Raw genomic sequence first — 20,073 nt, 5'->3', positions numbered from 1 at the left:
AGTTCCCTCCGGCTCTCCTAATTTCCACTTCCGGTACTGATTGAAGATCGACAGATCTTGTTTGGCCCATAGAGAAGACAAGTGAGCAATCCTGTATGCCAAAACTCGTGAATTTCATTCTCGGCGCGTTTTCCAATGATCTCGCCATCGACTTGGGAACCGCCAATACCTGCGTGTACGTGAAGGGGCAGGGCATCGTCCTGCGCGAACCCTCCGTCGTCGCCGTCAAGAAGGACTCTCGCGGCAACAGCGTGGTGTTGGCCGTCGGTCAGGACGCCAAGCGCATGCTTGGGCGTACCCCGGGCAATATTCAGGCTATCCGCCCCATGAAGGACGGGGTCATCGCCGATTTTGAAGTGACCGAAGCCATGCTTCGCCATTTTATCTCTAAGGTGCACAATTCCCGCCGCCACCTTGTCCGTCCCCGGATCATGGTGTGCGTGCCTACCGGCATCACGCAGGTGGAAAAGCGCGCGGTGAAGGAATCCGCCCAGAGCGCGGGCGCCCGCGAAGTCTATCTTATTGAAGAGCCCATGGCCGCCGCCATCGGCGCCAACCTCCCGATTCAGGAGCCCACCTCCAACATGGTGGTGGACATCGGGGGCGGCACCACGGAAGTCGCGGTCATTTCCCTGTCGGGCATCGTGTATTCCCGCTCGGTGCGCGTCGGCGGCGACAAGATGGACGAATCCATCATGACGCACGTAAAACGCAAATACAACATGCTGATCGGCGAGTCCTCCGCTGAAGAGATCAAGATCAAGATCGCCTCCGCCTATCCTATGGACCCCGAACAGCAGATCGAGGTCAAGGGCCGCGATCTCGTGACCGGCATCCCGCAGAACATCATCATCACCTCGGAGGAAGTCCGCAAGGCCATTTCCGAACAGGTGGACAGCATCGTCCAGGCCGTGCGCATCGCCCTTGAACAGACCCCCCCGGAACTCGCCGCCGACATCGTGGATCGCGGCATCGTCCTTACCGGCGGCGGCGCGCTGCTCAAGGGGTTGGATCAGCTCCTGCGCGAAGAAACCTCCCTGCCCATCACCGTGGTGGAAGATCCGCTGTCCACGGTCGTCATGGGCACCGGCCGCGCGCTCGACAACCTCAATGAACTCGGCGACGTCTGTATTGACTGATAGCGCGCCTGCCGGGGGATGCCCCCGCAGGCTTTCCGGCCCGCAGCCCGCTTCCCTGCCGGCTCTGCGGGCCGGTTCATCTCCGCCTTCCGCTGGATTCCGCCCATCGGCGGGCCTTTCTCCGGACAAAGCATGTCTCCCAAGCACATCCTGCTGATTCCCGCTCTTGCGCTGTTGATGTACCTCGGTATGTACAGTTGGAACCAGCGCACCCATATCCTCGACAACTTCGCGGCCAATACAGGGCTCGAAGCCTCGGGCGTCGTCCTCAAGTCGGTGCGCATGGTGCAGGACACGGTCATGGGGGCGTGGAACCGTTATCTTGATCTCGTGGACGTGCGTGAGGAGAATGACGAGCTCAAGAAGCAGGTCGAACAGCTCCGCCATAAGCTGCTGATGGCCTCTGAGGAGCGTGCCGAGCTCATCCGCCTGCGCCGCCTGCTGACGCTTACGCCGCCGGAAGGCTGGCAGACGCTTGGGGCCCGTGTGCTCGCCGGGCGCATGGGGGCGAATTCCGCGCTGGCGTCCGTGCTCATCGGGCGCGGGTACATGACGGGAGCCATTCCGGGAACGCCGGTCATGACCCCGCAGGGCGTCGCGGGCCGGGTGCTGCGGGCCGGGCCGAGTTCGGCCACGGTGCTCCTGCTCGTCGATCCGGGGAGCCGTATCGCGGTGATCAGCCAAGAGAGCCGCATTCAGGGCATACTCGTGGGCGGCGGCCCGGACAAGCCGCTGGAGATGCGTTTCGTGTCGCACAACGATGTGATCCGCGCCGGTGAAATTCTGGTCACATCCGGCCTCGACGATGCGTTCCCCAAAGGGATCCCCGTGGCGCGGGTATTGTCGGCAACGCCTTCGGATCTTTCATCGTTTCAGACCATTCAGGCCGCTCCGCTGGCGACGTTGTCCGAGCTTGAAGAAGTGCTGCTCATTTCCCGTGTGGAAGGTTCCGGCGTTTCCGGCTCGCTGTCCGGCGTGCTGGGGGCGCTGCGCCAGTCCTCGGCCGATCCGGCGGGCGGCCCCGCCGTGCAGCGCGCACAGCCCCAGCCCGGCCAGCAGGGATCGACGATCCCCGGCCCGCCCCGTCCCGACGCGCCGTTTTTCCTGAGCGGCCCGACGCCCCCGCCCGGGCTGCCGCTGCGGGGCCGTCCATGACGCTCAACATCCTGTGGTGGGCGGCCTTTTTCGTGCTCGGCCTCGCCCTCCAGCAGGCGCTGCCCGGCACGGACGTCCTGGTCGCCGGTTTGTTTCTGGCTTTGCAGGAGCGCCGCCCTTTCCAGCTCGCCGTGGTGCTGTTCGCGCTCATCCTCGTTCAAGAGGGCGTGGGCACGTTGGATTTCGGCACGTCCGTTCTTTGGTACCTTTTGGTCATTACGCTCTTTTTCGCCGGGCGCTGGATGTTTGAAACGGAAAACTGGCTGTTCGTGCTGCTCCTCAGCGGCTGTATCGGCTTGGCGCATTACGGCGTCATCTGGCTCATGACGCGGCTTCAGTTTATTCCTCTCGATATGACGCGGCTGCTTGACGAAAGCATCCTTCAGGCGCTGCTGACGCCGTTTGTCTGGCAATGCAGCATGATGGCGCGCCGGTGGGTGGTTCCCAATGAAAACAATACAGCTTGAAACCGAAGGCTATCAGCCGCCCAAGAGCGGGCTTATCCTGTTGCAGTGCCTTGTCGGTTTGCTGTTCTTCACGTTCGTCATCCGGTTTTGGTACCTCCAGATCCACCGTGGGGCCGATTTTGCGCAGCAGGCGCAGGCCAACCACCTGCGGCAGGAGTCGGTATATGCCTCGCGGGGCCTTATCCGTGACGTGAAGGGCACGCTGCTTGCCGAAAACCGCCCGGCCTTCGGGCTGGCCCTGATCCGGGAAGACTGCAAGGACATTTCCTCCACCTTGGCGCAGGTCAGCGAATGGGCGGGCATCCCGCTGGAGCAGCTTGCCAACCGCTTTCAGCAGGACAGGCGCAAGGTGAAGCCTTTCGAGCCGATCCTTTTGCTCAACGACATGCCTTTCGATCAGGTCGCGCGCATTGAGGCGCAGCTCATGCACTGGCCGGGGCTGGAAATCGTCACCCGTTCCAAGCGCTATTATCCCGAAGGCAAGGAGTTCGCGCATATCCTCGGCTATGTGGCGGAAGCCAACGAGCGGGAGCTTGCCGCCGATCCGTACCTTGCCCTCGGCGACACGGTGGGCAAGCAAGGGCTTGAGTATGTGTTCGAGCAGCGTCTGCGCGGGCACAAGGGGCTGTACAACGTCGAAGTCGACGTCCTTGGGCGTTCCCTCGGCAAGACGCTGGTTGAAGAGCCGCAGAACGGGGAAAACCTTCAGCTTTCCCTCGACACCAAGCTGCAAAAGCAGCTCGCGGCGCTGCTCGGCGGCCAGACGGGCAGCATTGTGGTCATGGAGCCGCAGACGGGCCGGCTTTTGGCGCTGGTGACGAACCCTTCCTACGACAACAACGTGTTTGTCGGCGGCCTGTCCCAGAAGGACTGGGTGGCGCTGCGCGACGATCCCTTCCATCCGCTCCAGAACCGGGCCATCCAGAGCGTATACCCGCCCGGCTCGGTCTGGAAACTCATGATGGTCGGGATGTTCCTCAAGGAGGGCATCTCCCCCTCGTTCCGGGTCGTGTGTACCGGCTCCGTGAAGCTCGGCAACCGGGAATTCCGGTGCTGGAGGAGGGGGGGGCATGGCTCCGTGGACATGATCCAGTCGCTTCTGCATTCGTGCGACGTGTATTATTATGTGCTCGGCGAAAAACTCGGCATCAACCGCATCGAGCAATTTGCCAAGGCGTGCGGGTTCGGCGCGCCTACGGGCATCGATCTGCCGCATGAGAAATCCGGCCTTGTGCCGTCGAGGGCATGGAAGAAGCGCCGTTCGGGTGAGCCGTGGTATCGGGGGGAAACGCTTAATGTTTCCATCGGGCAGGGGTACACGCTGGTGACGCCGCTCCAGATGGCGAATTTCGTGAGCGCGCTGCTCAACGGCGGCAAGCTGATGAAGCCTCAGCTTCTGGCCGATGCCAAGCCGGAAGTCCGGGGGGAGATCCCCTTCAGCGAAGAGGCCCGCAAGCTGGTATTGGAAGGCATGCGCGTTACGGCGGATGTCGGCACTGCCAAGGTTCTGCGCCGCACGGACGCCGTTATCGGCGGCAAGACGGGGACTGCGCAGGTCGTCAAGATCCGCATGGTCGGCGAGCGCAGGCAGCGTACGGCGGAAATGGCGTATCTGGAGCGCGACCACGCATGGATTGCCTCATACGGCCGCAAGGACGGAAAGGATGTGGTCGTTGTCGTCATGCTGGAGCACGGGGGCGGCGGCAGTTCGGCGGCCGGCCCGGTAGCCCGTGACGTATATAACATTCTTTACGGGACTCCGCTTGGGCCGCAGCCGCAGAGGGCGGCAGCCCGCACGGTGCGCGAGGATTGATTGCGGAATGAGGCGGGGGAGGGGCTTTCCGTACCCCCCCTCGGCCTCTATTCGCAGAACATCGACGCTATCGGATTCCCGTTCTGCGGGCGGGCATGCCGGAAGCTTCGTTTTCTGATGAAGTATTATCTTGTTAATTATCCTAATCAGGATAATTAACAATAAAAGAAACATATTCGGGCGGTTCCGTTTGTGCCGGGGTCCGGGGGGCGGCTCGCCTCCCGGCGGGTGCAGGGCGGCGCCCTGCCGGGGTACGGGGCGGAGCCCCGTCAGGAGTTGCTGCATGGCGATGGATCGGAGACTGCTGACGTATATCAACTGGGGGCTTGTGGCCGCCACGCTCCTGCTGTTCTGGGTGGGGATCGGCAACCTGTATTCCGCCAGCGGCGTCAGGGTGGAGGACGGCATCAGCCTTGCCCCGTACTATGAACGCCAGATGATCTGGGGGGCGTTCGGCCTGATCGCCATGATCGCCTGCATGAGCTTCGACTACCGCCATTTGCAGGCTATGGCCCTGCCTTTTTTCCTGATCGTGCTCTTTTCCCTCTGCCTGATCCCCATCTTTGGGAAAGTCATCTACGGCGCGCGCCGTTGGATCGATTTGGGGTTCTTCCACTTCCAGCCCAGTGAAATGGCCAAGATTGCCGTGCTGATCATGGGGGCGCAGGTGCTCTCGCTGGACGGCGAGCCGCTGTCGTGGAAGAAGCTTTTTCAGGTCTCGTGCGTGGGCGGCATCCCCGCGGCTTTCATCGTATGCCAGCCTGACCTTGGGACGGCATTGACCGTATTGGCCATCCTTGGCGGCATGATCCTGTACCACGGCCTCAAGAAGCGGGTTCTGCTCGTCTGCCTCATCAGCATTCCACTGCTGCTTCCCATGGCGTGGTTCGCGCTGCACGACTACCAGAAGCAGCGCATCATGACATTCCTTGATCCGTCCAGTGATCCGCGGGGGGCGGGATACCATATTATCCAGTCAAAAATCGCCATTGGTTCCGGACAGATATGGGGGAAGGGCTTCCTTGAGGGTACGCAGAGCAAGCTGAGCTTCCTTCCTGAAAAGCATACCGACTTTGCCATCGCCGTGTTCGGCGAGGAATGGGGTTTTGTCGGCTGCGTCGCGCTCATGGCGCTGTTCAGCCTCTTTTTATTGAGTATTTTCGAGACGGTGCGGGGGGCCAAAGATCGTTTTGGGAGCAACCTCGCGGCGGGGATTTTCATCTATTTCTTTTGGCAAATCTTTATCAACGCCGGCATGGTAGTGGGGATCATGCCGGTGGTCGGCATCCCCCTCCCTTTCATCAGCTATGGCGGCAGCGCCACGGTGGTCAACTTTTCCCTGATCGGGCTGGTCTTGAATATTTCCATGCGCCGCTTCCTGTTCAAAACGTAACGGATGCCGCGGCGTCCGGCTGAATAATATTTTTTTCACAAAGCTGGAAGAAGGGGCCGTACCGGGGAAAGCGGGCGGCACGCGGCGGCTAGACGCTTGAAATGGTGAATGTTCGCTGCCGCGTGCGGCAAACCGTCCGTTTCCCATAAAAGCGGATTGTGATCTTTTGCTTTTGAGAAGAACCTTTGACACATTTTGCTGGTTCGTATATAATGTCCGCATTCTATACGTTTAGCCGTTTTGTATGAAGGGAGTTTCCGCGTGGTAGATCTTAATATTACGTTATGGATCCAGTTGGCGAACTTTCTTGTCACTCTGGTTGTGCTCAACTATCTTTTGATCTCGCCAATCCGGAAGATCATCCGTAAGCGCAAGGACAACGTGGAAGGGCTGCTCGGCGAAATCGAAGCGTTTGTTGCGGAAAGGCAGCAGCTTCTGGACGAGTACGAGTCGGAACTCCGTAAAGCGCGCGAAGCCGCCGCCATCTACCGCAAGGACGGCAAGGTCATGGGCGAACTGGAAAGGGCGCGCATTTTTGATGCCGCCAGCAAGGACGCCCAGTCCGAAGTGCGGACGACGCAGGCCGCCGTGCGTGCCGACGCTGGCGTGACCCGCCGCGCGCTTCAGGCGAAAATGCACGAATTCACCGAAGCCGCCATGGCGAAGCTTCTGGCATAACTCAGAGTTCGGGGGATACCTTGAAAGCGCTAGCTTCTTTTTTCCTGTCCAGAGACGGTATCGTGGCTGTGGCCACCCTGATTCTGCTGGGTGTCGTTTCCCATTTCAGCGATCCGTACAACCCGTGGATCAACTTGCTGGCCCGCGTCGGCAACGTGTGCGTCTTCTTGTACATCCTGTGGCGCGCCGCCGGGAAGGCGATTGTTGATGGCCTGAGCAGCAGGCGCGCCGCCATCGTCGACGAGCTCGACAGCCTCGCCGCCCGCAAGGCCGCCGCGGAAGAGCAGCTCGCCGCCATGATCGAGAAGATCGACGGCCTTGATGCCGAGTGCGAAACCATCCTCAAAGACAGCCGGGCCCGCGGCGAGGCCATCCGTGAAGCCATTGTCGCCGACGCCCTCGAAGAGGCGGAAAAGATTCGCAACGCCGCGCACCGCGCCGCCGACAGCGAAACGAAGAAGGCCATTGAGGAATTGCGGAGCCAGATGGCCGACGAAATCGTGCAGGCCGTGGAAGCTACCCTGAAGGAGAAGCTTGATATGAAGAAGCACGTCAAGCTCATCGACAACGCGCTGAAAAAGGTGGTGCTCAATTGAACGGCGACATCGTGGCACAGCGGTACGCCAAGGCGCTTTTCGCCTTGGGGCAGCAGGAAGGCATGGCCAAGCTGGAGCAGTACGGGGAAAATCTGTCCGCTCTTGAAGGCGTCCTTGAAGAGTCTCCCGAACTGGTGCGGCTCTTCCATATCCCCGTCATCAGCGTCGCCGAAAAGCAGAAGGTTCTGTCGCAGGTTCTCGACAAGCTCGGCGTTGACCCCATGATAAAAAATTTCTGCTCATTGCTGGCAGAAAAGGAACGTCTCCCTCTTTTTGAAGAGATTGCCGAAGCGTTCGGCAAGCTCCTTGACGAGGCTTGGGGCGTTGTTCGCGGCAAGCTCCTGACTGCCGTAAGCCTCAGCAAAGAGCAGCAGGCTGGCATCCTTGCCAGACTCGAAAAGCAAACCAGCAGACAGATCGCGCTGAAGTTCGAAGTGGATCCCTCCATCCTCGGCGGGGTCGTCCTTCAGGTGGGGGACAACGTGCTGGATGCGAGCCTTCGAGCTCAATTGGCTATCCTCAGAGACATCATCAAGAGGGGTGAATAGGATCATGCATATCAATGCAGGCGAGATCAGCAAGATCATCAAAGAGCAGATCCAGAACTACGAGCAGCGTGTCGATGCCACCGAAACCGGCACAGTGCTTTCCGTAGGGGACGGGATCGCCCGTGTGTATGGCGTCCAGAACGCCATGTCCATGGAGCTTCTCGAATTCCCCGGCGGGCTGTTGGGCATGGTGCTCAACCTGGAAGAAGACAACGTGGGCGTAGCCCTGCTTGGTGAAGATACCGGCATTAAGGAAGGCGATCCGGTCAAGCGTACCGGGCGCATCTTCTCCGTGCCGATCGGCGATGCCGTCATGGGGCGTGTTCTGAACCCCCTCGGTATGCCCGTCGACGGTCTCGGGCCGGTTGAAGCCACCGAATTCGGCGCCGTGGAAGTGAAGGCTCCCGGCATCATCGCCCGCAAGAGCGTGCACGAACCCATGGTCACCGGGATCAAGGCCATCGACGCCATGACCCCCATCGGCCGCGGGCAGCGCGAACTGGTCATCGGCGACCGTCAGACCGGCAAGACCGCCATCTGCATCGACGCCATCCTTGCCCAGAAGAATTCCGACGTGCACTGCTTCTATGTGGCTATCGGGCAGAAACGCTCCACTGTCGCGCTCGTGGCCGACACCCTGCGCAAGCACGGTGCCATGGAATACACCACCATCATTTCGGCTACCGCTTCCGAACCGGCCCCGCTGCAGTACATCGCGGCCTACTCCGGTTGCACCATGGCCGAATACTACCGCAACAACGGCAAGCACGCCCTCATCGTGTACGACGACTTGTCCAAGCAGGCCGTGGCCTATCGCCAGATGTCCCTGCTGCTCCGTCGTCCTCCGGGACGTGAAGCCTACCCCGGCGACGTCTTCTACCTCCATTCGCGCCTCCTCGAACGCGCGGCGAAGGTGAACGACAGCCTGGGGGCCGGTTCCCTGACCGCTCTGCCCATCATCGAAACGCAGGCCGGAGACGTGTCCGCGTACATCCCCACCAACGTGATCTCCATCACCGACGGGCAGGTGTACCTGGAACCCAACCTCTTCAACGCCGGTATCCGTCCGGCCATCAACGTGGGCCTTTCGGTATCCCGTGTGGGCGGCTCCGCCCAGATCAAGGCCATGAAGCAGGTTGCCGGCACGATGCGTCTGGATCTCGCCCAGTATCGCGAACTGGCCGCTTTCGCCCAGTTCGGTTCCGATCTGGACAAGTCCACGAAGCAGAAGCTGGAACGCGGCGCGCGCCTGGTGGAACTGCTGAAGCAGCCCCAGTACCAGCCCATGCCCACTCAGGAACAGGTCGTGTCCATGTATGCCGCCACCCGCGGCTTCATGGATGATGTGCCGGTTGCCTCCGTGCAGGCTTTTGAACGTGACTTCCTTGACTTCATCCGCAGCGCCAAGTCGGACATCCTGGACGACATCGTTGCCCGCAAGGTCTTGGACGCCGATCTCGAAGCCCGTCTGAAGGACGCCATCCTTGAGTTCAAAAAAGGCTATAACGCCTAGGGGACGGTAGCGCATGCCTTCGTTGAAAGACGTCAAAATGAAGATCGTCGGGGTTCGCAAGACCAAGCAGATCACCAAGGCCATGAACATGGTGGCCTCGGCGAAGCTGCGCGGCGCCCAGTCCCGCATTGAGCGTTTCCGCCCCTACGCGGAAAAGTTTCAGGCTGTGCTCGGCGATCTTGCGGCCAAGTCCGACGGCTCGGCTCATGCGCTTCTTGAGCGCCGTGCCGAGTGCCATGTCTCGGTGATCATTCTGGCTACTTCGGATCGCGGCTTGTGCGGCGGCTTCAACGCCATGCTCATCGCCAAGGCTCTGGACGCCGCCCGGACGAAGACGGCCGAAGGGAAAACCGTCAAGTTCATCTGCGTGGGCAAAAAAGGGCGCGACGCTATCCGCAAGACCGATTATGAAATCCTGTCGGCGCATGCGGATGTCATGGGCAGCTTCGACTTCTCCCTTGCTTCCGCTATCGGTAAGGATGTGGTGAGCGGCTACACGCACAAGGCGATGGACGAGGTGACCCTCATCTATGGCAAGTTCGTGTCCGTGGCGAGACAGGTTCCTCTTGTTCAGACCCTGCTGCCGGTGGAGGCTGCTGCGCCCGCAGCGGCCGGTTCCGCCGCAGACGGCGCTTCCGCTCAGGGAGTGTCCGAAGAATACACTTACGAACCCGAAGTGACGAAGCTCCTTGCCGAAATCCTTCCCCGGTTCGTCAATGTGCAGATATACCGTGGCCTGCTGGACACTTCCGCGAGCGAAAACGCTGCCCGGATGTCCGCTATGGACAACGCCACGCGCAATTGCGACGAAATGGTGGGTGCCCTGACGCTGCTCTTCAACAAGACGCGCCAGACATCCATCACCAACGAGCTTATTGACATCGTTGGCGGCGCGGAAGCTCTGAAATAAGGGAGCGAGCAATCGTTATGAGTGAAAACATCGGCAAAATCGTTCAGGTCATCGGCGCAGTCGTTGACGTGGCGTTTCCCGACGGTCATTTGCCCAATATCCTGACCGCTCTGGAAATCAAAAACCCCAACAACAGCGATGCGCCTGATCTGATCTGCGAAGTGGCCCAGCACCTGGGCGACGACGTTGTACGCACCATCGCCATGGACGCGACCGAAGGCCTCGTCCGCGGCATGGACGTCGTGGACACCGGCAAGCCGATCATGGCCCCGGTGGGCTCGGCGTCCCTTGGGCGCATCATGAACGTGGTGGGCCGTCCCGTTGACGAAATGGGCCCCATCAAGGCTGAAAAATACCTGCCCATCCACCGCGAGGCTCCGAGCTTCGTGGAGCAGAACACCTCGGTGGAACTGCTTGAAACCGGCATCAAGGTCGTTGACCTGCTTGTCCCCTTCCCGAAGGGCGGCAAGATGGGGCTGTTCGGCGGCGCCGGCGTGGGCAAGACCGTTATCCTCATGGAAATGATCAACAACATCGCGAAGCAGCACGGCGGTATCTCCGTGTTCGCCGGTGTTGGCGAACGTACCCGTGAGGGGAACGACTTGTATCATGAAATGAAGGACGCGGGCGTTCTTGAGAAGGCCGCCCTCGTGTACGGCCAGATGAACGAACCTCCGGGAGCCCGTGCCCGCGTGGCCCTGACCGCCCTCACCTGTGCGGAATACTTCCGCGACGAGGAAAATCAGGACGTGCTACTGTTCATCGACAACATCTTCCGCTTCACGCAGGCTGGTTCGGAAGTGTCGGCCCTGCTCGGCCGTATGCCCTCCGCGGTGGGGTATCAGCCCACCCTCGGCACCGACCTCGGTTCGCTGCAGGAACGTATTACCTCCACCAACAAGGGGTCCATCACCTCGGTGCAGGCCGTATACGTCCCCGCCGACGACTTGACCGACCCGGCTCCGGCGACGACCTTCTCGCACCTTGACGGTACGCTTGTGCTTTCCCGTCAGATTGCGGAACTGGGCATTTACCCCGCCGTGGACCCGCTTGACTCCACTTCCCGTATTCTTGACCCGAACGTCGTGGGTGAAGAGCACTACAGCGTGGCTCGCGGTGTGCAGCAGGTGTTGCAGAAGTACAAAGAGCTTCAGGACATCATCGCCATCCTCGGTATGGACGAGCTGTCCGACGAAGACAAGCTTGTCGTGGCCCGTGCCCGTCGTATCCAGCGTTTCCTGTCGCAGCCTTTCCATGTGGCCGAAACCTTTACCGGCACTCCCGGCGTCTATGTGAAGCTGGAAGCCACGGTCAAGGCTTTCAAGGGCATTCTGAACGGCGACTATGACCACCTTGCGGAAGACGACTTCTACATGGTGGGCGATATTGATATGGCTCTGGCCAAGTACCAGAAGCGTCAGGAAAACTAGGAGCCTGATTATGGAATCCACGCTTCAGCTCGAAATCGTCACACCTGACAAAGTTGTGGTCAGCCAGACCGTGGATTACGTCGGTGTTCCGGGTATCGAAGGTGAATTCGGCGTCCTGCCGCATCACGTTGCGCTTCTGTCCGCTTTGGCCATCGGTGACCTCTATTTCCGCGTCGACGGGAAGACGGAACATGTGTTCGTCTCCGGCGGGTTTGCTGAGGTTTCCGACAACAAGCTGAGCATTCTGGCTGAATCGGCCGAACGTGGCGAGGACATTGACATCGCCCGCGCCAACGCAGCCCGGGAACGTGCGGAAGCACGTTTGGCCGCCAAAACCGCTGAAACGGATATGTTCCGGGCGCATCTCGCTCTCCAGCGTGCTGTGGAGCGGCTGCACGTCGCCTCATTGGTTTAATTGGTTTTTGTCTTACGCTTGAAGGGCGCGGGGCTTCGGCTCCGCGCTTTTTGTTTTTGGCTCTGTCCTAGTATGTGGTTGCTTCATCTCAATAGTGCGGTGAAAATACAGCCTTTTCTCTTCGGTTTTTCTCTTGGCGGAATACAGGGCTAAGGCATTTTGTCGGTTATCCCTTTGGAACTTCAGGGAAAAAAGCATCAACCATTTTCTATGACACAGCCTTTGTTTTTGGTTCTGTCATAGTAGTGGTTGTTTCCTTTTTACAGTGCGGTGAAAATACGGCCTTTTTCTTCAGCTTTCCCCTTGGCGGAATCCAAGGCTAAGGTTTTTGCTGGTTATTCCTTGGAGCTTCAAGGAAAAAACATGGCTCTGTCATAGTACATGGTTGTTTTGTTTTATCAATATACTGAAAATACATGCTTTTTCTCAAGTTTTCCCGCTGGTGGGCTCTGTGGTTGGGGGATTTTATTGGTTATTTCTTTGGAATATTAAGGAAATAAAACATCAACCGTTTTCTATAACATAGCCTTGTTTTTTTAGCCTGTTGGGGCGCGAACCGGTTGAAATAATAAGCTGCCTGCTATGCGGCTGGAGGGAGGCAAAGGCCACGCCACCCCTTTCCTCAATTGCGGCTTAGGGACTGTTCACATAAGTTGAGAGTAAATATAATTTTTACAAATAGTTATCGCTTATTTTGAGCGATGCCGTATTTTTCTTTAATCCCCTTCAATCATGGGAAAATTCAGCATAGTGCGAACACGTCCCAGCGTAAATTGCTAAGGGATTGTGAGTGGAGAGGCCAGGCTCATCTCAAGACCGAAAAGCATATAGTCAAGAGCCTTCATCCCTTTCAGAAAGCTGTAGCATAGAAAAGGGTTGATGCTTTTTTCCTTGAAGCTCCAAAGGAATAACCGACAAAATGCCTTAGCCGTGGCTCCCGCCAAGGGGAAAACTGGAAAAGGCTGTATTTTTCACCGCATTTTGGATATAAAACAACCAGATACTATATAAACAGAGCCTTCAGAAAAGGCCGTCCGAAATGTTTCGGACGGCCTTTTCATGCGGAGGATGCTGTCATTCGGGTTCGATAAACGCGAAGGCCTTTGGTAAAGGAGGGGTGGGCTCCGCGCCGTAGTTTTGGGGAAGGGAGGGAACGTTTCCGGGGAAGTTCCCTCCCTTGATGGGCTGTGCCATCCTAGGTTGTGTCGTTATTTTTACATATAATTATTTGAAATTATTGAAAACAATCTTTTATAGTTTAAGAATGATTTAATAATTTCAACAGATTATATCAATTGACGCCACGGCCTAGAAAACAAGCCCGCAGGCGATGATGCCGACAATGATGCCGTAGAGCAGGAAGGGCCAGAAGGTCTTCTTGATGATCATGCCTTCACTGCCGGAGAGCCCCACGACGGCGCAGACGGCCACGACGTTGTGGATGCAGATCATGTTGCCCATGCCGCCGCCGACGGCTTGGGCGGCAACGATGACTTCCTTGGAGAAGTTCAACTGTGCGGCCATATCCCACTGGAACTGGGAGAAGAGCAGGTCGGACACGGTGTTGGAGCCGGTGATGAAGGCGCCGAGGCCGCCGACGTAGGAAGCGAGGGCGGGCCATGCCTCGCCGGTGAGGACGGCGAGGGTTTTGGCGAGGGCGAGAGGCATGGAATCCATGCCTGCATCGTTCACGCCGGAACCGCGGAAGATGGACACCAGCGCCACGGCTGCGAACAGTGCGATGGTCGGGGCCTTCATCTTGGCAAAGGTGGTGCCCCATGCTTCTTTTACGTCATTGGCCTTCATGCCGTGGAGGCCGATGGTCAGGATCGCGACCAGCGTGAAGGGGATCGTTCCGGGCAGGAACAGGTAGTCGATGGAGGCGTTCACGTCCTGATAGCCGAGGATGTCGACGAAATCGAGCTTAAAGGAAGAGAGCCAAGCCTTGAGGCCGAGTTCCGGGATACGGGTCAGCACGAGGATGAGGCCGATGATGGCGTAGGGCAGCCATGCGCGGAACTGGGTCATGTGGGGATGGAATTCGGTCTTGCCGCTTGCGGCGATGCTGCCGGTCCAAGAGGCGTCCCATTTTTCATGCGGGCCGAAGTCCCATGTCTTTTCGGGGACGCAGAAGCCCCGCTTGGTGCCGTAAATAAGGGTGCCGAGGCCGATAAGCCCACCGATGAGGGAAGGCAGTTCAGGCCCAAGGGTCCATGCGATGATGAGGTAAGGGACGGAGAAACAGACCCCGGCGAAGATGCAGTATTTCCATGCGGCGAAGCCTTCGGACCACGTACGGTTGGGGCCGTAGAAGCGGGTCATGAACCCAAGCATGAAAATGGGCAGGATGAAGGCCATGGGGATGTGCATCATCGTGCAGTATTCACCCACGATTTTGCAGAACGCCGCATAGGTCATGCCGCCGTCGGCGGCGCCCGCGTCAAGGATGGGTTTGAGCGGGGAGAGGCCCATGACGACGGGGGTGCCCACCGCTCCAAAGCTTACGGGGAAGCTGTTGAACACAAGGCAGATGATGGCTGCGGCCGTGGCGGGAAAACCGAGGGCGAGCAGGAGTGGGGCGGCGAGTGCCGCGGGAGTGCCGAAACCGGCCGCGCCTTCGATGAAGGCGGCGAACATGTACCCGATGATGATCGCCTGAACGCGCTTGTCACGGCTGATGTTCTGCATCCCATACTGGATGGTTTCCATGCCTCCGCTTTTTTCCAGCGTGAAGAGGATCAGGATGGCGCCGAAGACGATGATGAGAACGCCGATGGCCGTGATGACGCCCTGCAACGTCAGAGCGGCGACGTATCCGGGGCTCAAGCCCCAGACAAGGATGCCGCTGACGGCGCAGACAAGCCACGCGAGCGGCATGGCTCTTGTTGCGGGCCATCTCATGCCGACCATGAGGATGAGCGCCACAAGAATGGGCAGAACCGCTACCATAGCAAGCAGCTCAACGGACATAATGACTCCTTTACCTTGGACAGAATTGTGAAAAAAGAAAACCTTCCCCAAAAATTAGCGTATAGTATGTGGTGTTTTTTTCGTTAGTGCAAGCATTGTCGACTGTTTGATCGAAGAGTCACAAATTGTGTGCACTATCAAGAAAAGAATTGCACAAGTTATTATGGACGATTATGTAGGAAAAACATCTGCCGGACGCCGTCACGGAGCGGCGGTTTTGTTTCGGCAGATTGCCGTTTAAGCGAGCAAGGATATAAAGGCATATGTTACGCCCAGTTCCCGTATAATAAAAAATGGTTGTGTCATAGAAAACGGTTGATGCTTTATTTCCTTGAAATTCCAAAGGAATAACCAATAAAATCCCCCAATCACAGAGCCCACCAGCGGAAAGTTTGGAGAAAAAGCATATATTTCAGTATATTATTGAAACAAAACAACCATGTACTCTGACAGAGCCTAAAAATATGTTTCTGCATCTTAAAGAACCGCTGTGAATGTCACGCGGTGGAGTGAACCGCCTATGTCGTTCCGTGATTGCCCACGAGAGAAAATATACTTTGTCGTCAATAAGAAGCATCTTTTCAAGAAGTGGCCTGAGCTTGTTTCCGATCCTCATCCCTTTGCCCCGGACGAGTGCCCGGAACGGATCATTTCTGGAAGGGATTGCTGGATAATACTGACATGGGCGCGGCTATGCGCTGTGGATTGCCCCTTTGAACCCGTATTAAGCTGTAGAGCAGTCGACAATGCCGTGTGCGTTTTCCATTGGGATGACGCAACCCCCGCACAGGGAGTTCACCGGTGTTTTGCCGTTGTCGTACAAGCGGATCGGCCCCGCCCAGCGTTATCCGATCTGACCGTCATGCAGAATGGACTAGTTGAGGAACAAGATCTCTGCCGAAAAATACCGCTTTGGCCCCAGCCGGGGTTGATCCCACGAAACCCAGCGCGGAGGACTCGGCTTGAAGTTATTTCTTATTTTGGCAGTGACCAGTATGAGCCTCACTTCGTGAAGACAGATGCTTTTCAGGAGGCCCTGAGACAGAGAGGTGTTCGTTTCGCCAACCGTTTTCAGGGGACATGGCATGATTATGAAAATGTAGACGCAGTATTGGCAATCCGTGATTGTCCCCCTGTTGTGATGGCAACCAAACCGGCTTCCAAATTGATCAACGCATGGAAAGCGCGGGTGCCGGCTATGCTCGGCCCAGAACCCGCGTACAGGGAATTGAGGCGCTCCCCATTAGACTTTTTAGAAACGGACTCTGCTGAAGCCGTGCTGGATGCCATCGATCGGCTACAGGGAAGTCCAGAACTGTATCAGGCCATGGTTGAAAATGGTATGAAGCGCGCCGAAGCGTTTGATGATAATCTCTTGGCGGCACGGTGGATCGAGTTACTTGAGGAAGCGCGCGAGCGGAACCGGCGAGAAACGCGGGCGCCTTTGCTGCGCTATGCCCGTTACCTCTGGAACCGCCAGAAGATCAGTCTTGTAAAACGGTTGTCGGGCTGGCGGGATTGAAGCGCATCGCATCCTGTCGGCGCTCCAAATCCGTAGCGGCGGATTCGGAGGATCCATCCGTAACGATGAGGAGGACACGTGGCGAAGGACGGCCTGTCCGGTGAGGTATCCCAAGAGGGGCAATCACGCCCCGCCAGCCTTGCGGGGCTGGTTCTTATCCTGTGCATGGCCCTCATGGGGGTCATGGGCGTCTCGATCACGCTGCCCATCCTGCCCAAGTTGGGGGCCGTCTTTCATCAGGATGCCGCGGGGGTGGCGCTTTTGATCTCCTGCTTCACGCTGCCGAGTGCGTTTATGACGCCGGTGGCGGGCGTGCTTGCCGACCGTTTCGGGCGCAAGGCCGTGTTGCTGCCGGGGCTGCTGCTGTTTGCCTGCGGGGGGATGGGATGCGCTTTTTCCGATTCGTTCGAGAACCTGCTGGCATGGCGGGCCATACAAGGGCTGGGGGCCGCGCCCTTGGGGATCTTGTACGGGACGTTGGTAGGGGATTTCTATAAGGAGGCGGATCGTCCCAAAATCATGGGCATGGTCGGCGCCACGATCAGCGTCGGCACCGCGCTGTACCCGGCCATCGGCGGCTTCCTCGGTGAGATGGACTGGAGGTGGCCGTTTTGGGTTTCCTTGGCAGCCCTGCCGGTGGGGATGCTTGCCATGTGCGTCCCGCTGGAGCGCCCGCATGCCGGCATGGACTGGAAGCAGTACGCGCGGGACAGCCGTTCCATCATTTTCCATCCCGCCGCAATCGGGCTTTTCGGGCTGACCTTTCTCTGCTTCTGCATCCTATACGGGCCCATCATCACCTATTTTCCATTGCTCGCCGACCTATTATACAAGGCGTCCCCTTCCCATATCGGAGCCGTCTTTGCCGTGGCTTCGCTGGGTACGGCGGCCATTGCCATGAATCTGGCGTGGCTCGGGCGGAAATACTCGCACCGCCGTTTGATGTTGAGCGCCGCGTGCTGCTACGTCGCATCCCAAGCGCTCATGCTGGTTCTTCCCGACGCCGTTTCCCCGCTTTGGTGGCTGGCCTTGCCCATTTTCATCGGCGGGGCGGCGCAGGGGCTGACGTTCCCTTTGCTGAACTCCCGCATGACCGCGCTCGCACCGACGCGCAACAGGGCCATCGTCATGGCGATGAACGGTACGGTGCTGCGGCTTAGCCAGAGCCTCTCGCCGCTGTTTTTCGGGATTGGCTGGTCATGTATGGGATGGCGCGGGCCGTATGCGATGGGGATCGGCGTGGCGCTGGTCATCGGCACGCTCGTATGGCACGTTTATCCGGTTTCTTCAGGGAAGGAGTGAGTGCCACATCCTTTTTTCCCGTATGAAAAAAAGATGCGATTCTTGCTTGAAGGGCATAAAAACGCCGCCCACACGGGGCATACTTTTCCGTTGACGAGCGGAATCCTGTAGCATAGTCTGTTGGTTGCGCAACTAAACAGCGTTGCTTCTTGATCATGTTTTTTGGGGGGATCTATGACCATGACGAAGAAAGAGGCCTTGCTGAAGGCCGCAAAGGAACTTTTTGGCGAATGCGGTTATACCGAAACCACATTCAAGAAAATTTCGGAACGTGCGGGGGTGGCCCTCGGCTTGTTGACCCATCATTATGGAAACAAGGAAAAGCTGTTCCTTGCCGCGGGGATGGACGTCCTCGAACGCTTTCATGATGTTTTGCAGCGGGCGTGCGACGAAGGCAAGAATGGCCGCGAGAGCGTGTTGAATTTCTGTAAGGCATATCTCGATTTTTCGATCGATCCCGACTCCAACTGGCTTGTCCTCGTGCGCTGTTCCCCTTACAGCGACATGAAGACGAGCGACGACCGCGAGTTGATGTTTGAAAAGTTCAACGAGATTCACAAGCTGTTGGAACAGCAGTTGTGGCGGGGCATTGAAGACGGTTCCATCCGCGAGCTGCTCGTGAAGGAAACGGCGCAGATCCTCATGTCGCTGGTGGTCGGCGCCAACCGTACCCGTGTCCTCACGCCGTACGCGCCGCCCCATCTGTACCGTGAGGCCATCGCCTTCGCCGCCAGAGCCATAACCCCGTGCAACGCCTGCGAGTAATACATGGATTGGTTTTCTACCGGCCTCATTATGGGGGCCGTGCAGGGATTGACCGAATTCCTGCCGGTTTCTTCTTCGGGGCATTTGGTCATTGCCGGAGACCTGATTGGGTTCACGGGCCCGAAGGCCAGCACATTTGAGGTCGCCATCCAGCTTGGTTCCATTTTCGCCGTCCTGATGGTGTATTGGGATCGTTTCATGGGGCTGTTGCTGCCCGGCCGGGTGCAGACGTCGGCTCCGAAGCCTTTTACCGGGCTGAGGGGGATTTGGCTCCTTTTCCTGACGACGCTGCCGCCGTCGGTGCTGGGGCTGCTCCTCCATTCGTACATCAAGCAGCTTTTCACCCCTTTCAGCGTGTCGCTTTCGCTTGCCGCCGGCGGCTTGCTGATGCTTTTTGTGGAAAGCTACTGTGCGAAGCGCCCGCCCAAGTATTCCAGCATTGATGAAGTGACGCCCAAACTGGCGCTCGGCATCGGCCTCTGCCAGTGCATGGCGCTGTGGCCGGGCTTTTCCCGCTCAGGCTCCACGATCATGGGGGGGATGCTGCTTGGTGAAAAGCGCGCCCTTGCCGCGGAGTATTCGTTTGTGGCGGCGGTGCCGATCATGTTTGCGGCCACCGGTTACGATCTCCTGAAGACGTGGCCTCTCTTCACGGCGGATGATATCCCGCTGTTCGCCGCCGGGTTGTTTTTTGCCTTCATTTTCGGCTGGCTCGCCATCAAGACGTTCATCGCCCTTGTGGGGCGCATCACCCTGCGGCCTTTTGCCGTATATAGGCTGCTTCTTGCGCCGATAGTGTACTTTTTTATGGTGAATATGGGATAGCGTAAGAGGTAAAAGGTGAGAGGGGGAGCCTTCTTGAGAAGGGCCTTCTGGAGGTGGGGGAATCCATCCGGTGCCCGCTTCTCCAGCTCCCTTTCCTCCCAAGGCATCCGATGGGGGCGGGAGTTTTCCCGGTGTGGATGCCTGTTTTGCCGGGATAATCCCTTTTTGATAAGACCGCCAAAAAATGGAAAACGGGCACTGCATTGCGGTGCTCGTTTTTTTGTGGGTGCAGGGAACTCAGTGGAAATATGGAATCCCAATCGTTCCGTTCAGATGGTCCTTTTTGCAGGAACCCATTTCCCGCATTATCCGGTGATGCCTGACGCTTGGGAGAGCCTGCCCGGAGCCGCCGGGGACGGACGGCGAACGGGACACCCGATAAGCTGCCCGTCCATTATTGATGGCGTCATGCGGCTGATCTGCCCGGCGTCGGCCCGGTAAGCTGTCCGTCCGATCATTGATTCCCATGAAAGCCTTTGGAGAGGGGAGGCGGTTTCTCCCTTTCGTGGGGATTTATTAGATTATGTCACCATATTACATATAATTGTTTTGGCTGTGTTCAATTTTACGGTTGATGATTTTTTCAATGAAAAATCAATAGATAAAAGCTCGTTCCACGTCTGGTGATGTGG

General features: G+C 58.1%; 18 protein-coding genes. 16 read left to right on the top strand and 2 right to left on the bottom strand.

Annotated elements, in window-relative coordinates; genetic code table 11:
• Nucleotides 1–95 precede the first annotated feature (95 nt).
• From ACZM8Y_RS11155 to ACZM8Y_RS11100, 12 genes are all read left to right on the top strand, one after another.
• Nucleotides 96–1,139, top strand: coding sequence for a rod shape-determining protein (locus ACZM8Y_RS11155; RefSeq protein ID WP_005028805.1), 1,044 nt, complete (start codon nucleotides 96–98; stop codon nucleotides 1,137–1,139).
• A gap of 132 nt (nucleotides 1,140–1,271) precedes the next feature.
• Nucleotides 1,272–2,294: a rod shape-determining protein MreC gene (locus tag ACZM8Y_RS11150; protein ID WP_487480020.1), complete on the top strand. Its 1,023-nt coding sequence runs from the start codon at nucleotides 1,272–1,274 to the stop codon at nucleotides 2,292–2,294.
• Entirely contained in the window at nucleotides 2,291–2,761 is a 471-nt protein-coding gene (locus tag ACZM8Y_RS11145; RefSeq protein ID WP_302553456.1) for a hypothetical protein, read from the top strand. Before ACZM8Y_RS11150 ends, ACZM8Y_RS11145 begins: the two co-directional genes overlap by 4 nt.
• Nucleotides 2,742–4,574 carry a penicillin-binding protein 2 gene (gene mrdA / locus ACZM8Y_RS11140; RefSeq protein WP_302553457.1) on the top strand — a complete coding sequence of 611 codons (1,833 nt, stop codon included), beginning with the start codon at nucleotides 2,742–2,744 and terminating at the stop codon, nucleotides 4,572–4,574. The genes ACZM8Y_RS11145 and mrdA overlap by 20 nt, the downstream gene beginning before the upstream one ends.
• 283 nt (nucleotides 4,575–4,857) lie before the next feature.
• Nucleotides 4,858–5,967 carry a rod shape-determining protein RodA gene (gene rodA / locus ACZM8Y_RS11135; protein WP_337432037.1) on the top strand — a complete coding sequence of 370 codons (1,110 nt, stop codon included), beginning with the start codon at nucleotides 4,858–4,860 and terminating at the stop codon, nucleotides 5,965–5,967.
• Nucleotides 5,968–6,228: 261 nt separating this feature from the next.
• Nucleotides 6,229–6,645 (top strand): F0F1 ATP synthase subunit B, encoded by a 417-nt coding sequence (locus tag ACZM8Y_RS11130; protein ID WP_302553459.1) that lies wholly within the window; start codon nucleotides 6,229–6,231, stop codon nucleotides 6,643–6,645.
• 20 nt (nucleotides 6,646–6,665) lie between these two features.
• Complete coding sequence (locus ACZM8Y_RS11125) at nucleotides 6,666–7,241, top strand: F0F1 ATP synthase subunit B (protein WP_489501731.1); 576 nt, start codon at nucleotides 6,666–6,668, stop codon at nucleotides 7,239–7,241.
• Nucleotides 7,238–7,789 carry an ATP synthase F1 subunit delta gene (gene atpH, locus ACZM8Y_RS11120; protein ID WP_337432039.1) on the top strand — a complete coding sequence of 184 codons (552 nt, stop codon included), beginning with the start codon at nucleotides 7,238–7,240 and terminating at the stop codon, nucleotides 7,787–7,789. The genes ACZM8Y_RS11125 and atpH overlap by 4 nt, the downstream gene beginning before the upstream one ends.
• A gap of 4 nt (nucleotides 7,790–7,793) precedes the next feature.
• On the top strand, nucleotides 7,794–9,302 hold the full coding sequence (atpA, locus tag ACZM8Y_RS11115) for a F0F1 ATP synthase subunit alpha (RefSeq protein ID WP_302553462.1): 1,509 nt from the start codon (nucleotides 7,794–7,796) through the stop codon (nucleotides 9,300–9,302).
• Nucleotides 9,303–9,315: 13 nt separating this feature from the next.
• Nucleotides 9,316–10,212 carry a F0F1 ATP synthase subunit gamma gene (locus ACZM8Y_RS11110; protein ID WP_302553463.1) on the top strand — a complete coding sequence of 299 codons (897 nt, stop codon included), beginning with the start codon at nucleotides 9,316–9,318 and terminating at the stop codon, nucleotides 10,210–10,212.
• 17 nt (nucleotides 10,213–10,229) lie between these two features.
• The gene (gene atpD / locus ACZM8Y_RS11105; RefSeq protein WP_302553465.1) at nucleotides 10,230–11,642 is read left to right on the top strand and encodes a F0F1 ATP synthase subunit beta; all 1,413 of its coding nucleotides are present in this window, start codon (nucleotides 10,230–10,232) and stop codon (nucleotides 11,640–11,642) included.
• A 10-nt stretch (nucleotides 11,643–11,652) separates the two neighbouring features.
• Nucleotides 11,653–12,057, top strand: a complete 405-nt coding sequence (locus tag ACZM8Y_RS11100) for a F0F1 ATP synthase subunit epsilon (protein WP_302553466.1) — start codon at nucleotides 11,653–11,655, stop codon at nucleotides 12,055–12,057.
• Nucleotides 12,058–13,365: 1,308 nt separating this feature from the next.
• Here ACZM8Y_RS11100 and ACZM8Y_RS11095 read toward each other — a convergent pair.
• Nucleotides 13,366–15,027 (bottom strand): L-lactate permease, encoded by a 1,662-nt coding sequence (locus ACZM8Y_RS11095; protein ID WP_479858417.1) that lies wholly within the window; start codon nucleotides 15,025–15,027, stop codon nucleotides 13,366–13,368.
• Nucleotides 15,028–16,036: 1,009 nt separating this feature from the next.
• Here ACZM8Y_RS11095 and ACZM8Y_RS11090 point away from each other — a divergent pair.
• The 4 genes from ACZM8Y_RS11090 to ACZM8Y_RS11075 all read left to right on the top strand — a co-directional run bounded on the left by ACZM8Y_RS11090 (nucleotide 16,037) and on the right by ACZM8Y_RS11075 (nucleotide 19,441).
• On the top strand, nucleotides 16,037–16,549 hold the full coding sequence (locus tag ACZM8Y_RS11090; RefSeq protein WP_302553469.1) for a glycosyltransferase: 513 nt from the start codon (nucleotides 16,037–16,039) through the stop codon (nucleotides 16,547–16,549).
• Nucleotides 16,550–16,627: 78 nt separating this feature from the next.
• Nucleotides 16,628–17,851: an MFS transporter gene (locus ACZM8Y_RS11085; RefSeq protein ID WP_479858416.1), complete on the top strand. Its 1,224-nt coding sequence runs from the start codon at nucleotides 16,628–16,630 to the stop codon at nucleotides 17,849–17,851.
• 174 nt (nucleotides 17,852–18,025) lie between these two features.
• Nucleotides 18,026–18,616, top strand: coding sequence for a TetR/AcrR family transcriptional regulator (locus tag ACZM8Y_RS11080; protein WP_302554472.1), 591 nt, complete (start codon nucleotides 18,026–18,028; stop codon nucleotides 18,614–18,616).
• A gap of 3 nt (nucleotides 18,617–18,619) precedes the next feature.
• Nucleotides 18,620–19,441, top strand: a complete 822-nt coding sequence (locus ACZM8Y_RS11075) for an undecaprenyl-diphosphate phosphatase (protein WP_479858415.1) — start codon at nucleotides 18,620–18,622, stop codon at nucleotides 19,439–19,441.
• A 305-nt stretch (nucleotides 19,442–19,746) separates the two neighbouring features.
• On the opposite strand, the gene ACZM8Y_RS11070 is transcribed toward ACZM8Y_RS11075, so the two are convergent.
• A complete protein-coding gene (locus tag ACZM8Y_RS11070; RefSeq protein ID WP_479858414.1) occupies nucleotides 19,747–19,899 on the bottom strand; it encodes a hypothetical protein in 153 nt (50 codons plus the stop codon).
• Nucleotides 19,900–20,073 lie beyond the last annotated feature (174 nt).

It is taken from the genome of Bilophila sp., assembly GCF_057864385.1.
The sequence above is the reverse complement of the archived record's forward strand: the minus strand, read 5'-3'. Positions and strand labels throughout refer to the sequence as shown.

What these genes read in the sequence shown, in the direction of transcription:
- ACZM8Y_RS11100 (WP_302553466.1), top strand. Translation starts at nt 11,653, where the DNA reads ATGGAATCCACGCTTCAGCTCGAAATCGTCACACCTGACAAAGTTGTG.
- rodA (WP_337432037.1), top strand. Translation starts at nt 4,858, where the DNA reads ATGGCGATGGATCGGAGACTGCTGACGTATATCAACTGGGGGCTTGTG.
- ACZM8Y_RS11150 (WP_487480020.1), top strand. Translation starts at nt 1,272, where the DNA reads ATGTCTCCCAAGCACATCCTGCTGATTCCCGCTCTTGCGCTGTTGATG.
- ACZM8Y_RS11070 (WP_479858414.1), bottom strand. Translation starts at nt 19,899, where the DNA reads ATGATCGGACGGACAGCTTACCGGGCCGACGCCGGGCAGATCAGCCGC.
- atpD (WP_302553465.1), top strand. Translation starts at nt 10,230, where the DNA reads ATGAGTGAAAACATCGGCAAAATCGTTCAGGTCATCGGCGCAGTCGTT.
- ACZM8Y_RS11110 (WP_302553463.1), top strand. Translation starts at nt 9,316, where the DNA reads ATGCCTTCGTTGAAAGACGTCAAAATGAAGATCGTCGGGGTTCGCAAG.
- ACZM8Y_RS11145 (WP_302553456.1), top strand. Translation starts at nt 2,291, where the DNA reads ATGACGCTCAACATCCTGTGGTGGGCGGCCTTTTTCGTGCTCGGCCTC.
- ACZM8Y_RS11155 (WP_005028805.1), top strand. Translation starts at nt 96, where the DNA reads ATGCCAAAACTCGTGAATTTCATTCTCGGCGCGTTTTCCAATGATCTC.
- mrdA (WP_302553457.1), top strand. Translation starts at nt 2,742, where the DNA reads ATGAAAACAATACAGCTTGAAACCGAAGGCTATCAGCCGCCCAAGAGC.
- ACZM8Y_RS11080 (WP_302554472.1), top strand. Translation starts at nt 18,026, where the DNA reads ATGACCATGACGAAGAAAGAGGCCTTGCTGAAGGCCGCAAAGGAACTT.
- ACZM8Y_RS11095 (WP_479858417.1), bottom strand. Translation starts at nt 15,027, where the DNA reads ATGTCCGTTGAGCTGCTTGCTATGGTAGCGGTTCTGCCCATTCTTGTG.
- ACZM8Y_RS11075 (WP_479858415.1), top strand. Translation starts at nt 18,620, where the DNA reads ATGGATTGGTTTTCTACCGGCCTCATTATGGGGGCCGTGCAGGGATTG.
- atpA (WP_302553462.1), top strand. Translation starts at nt 7,794, where the DNA reads ATGCATATCAATGCAGGCGAGATCAGCAAGATCATCAAAGAGCAGATC.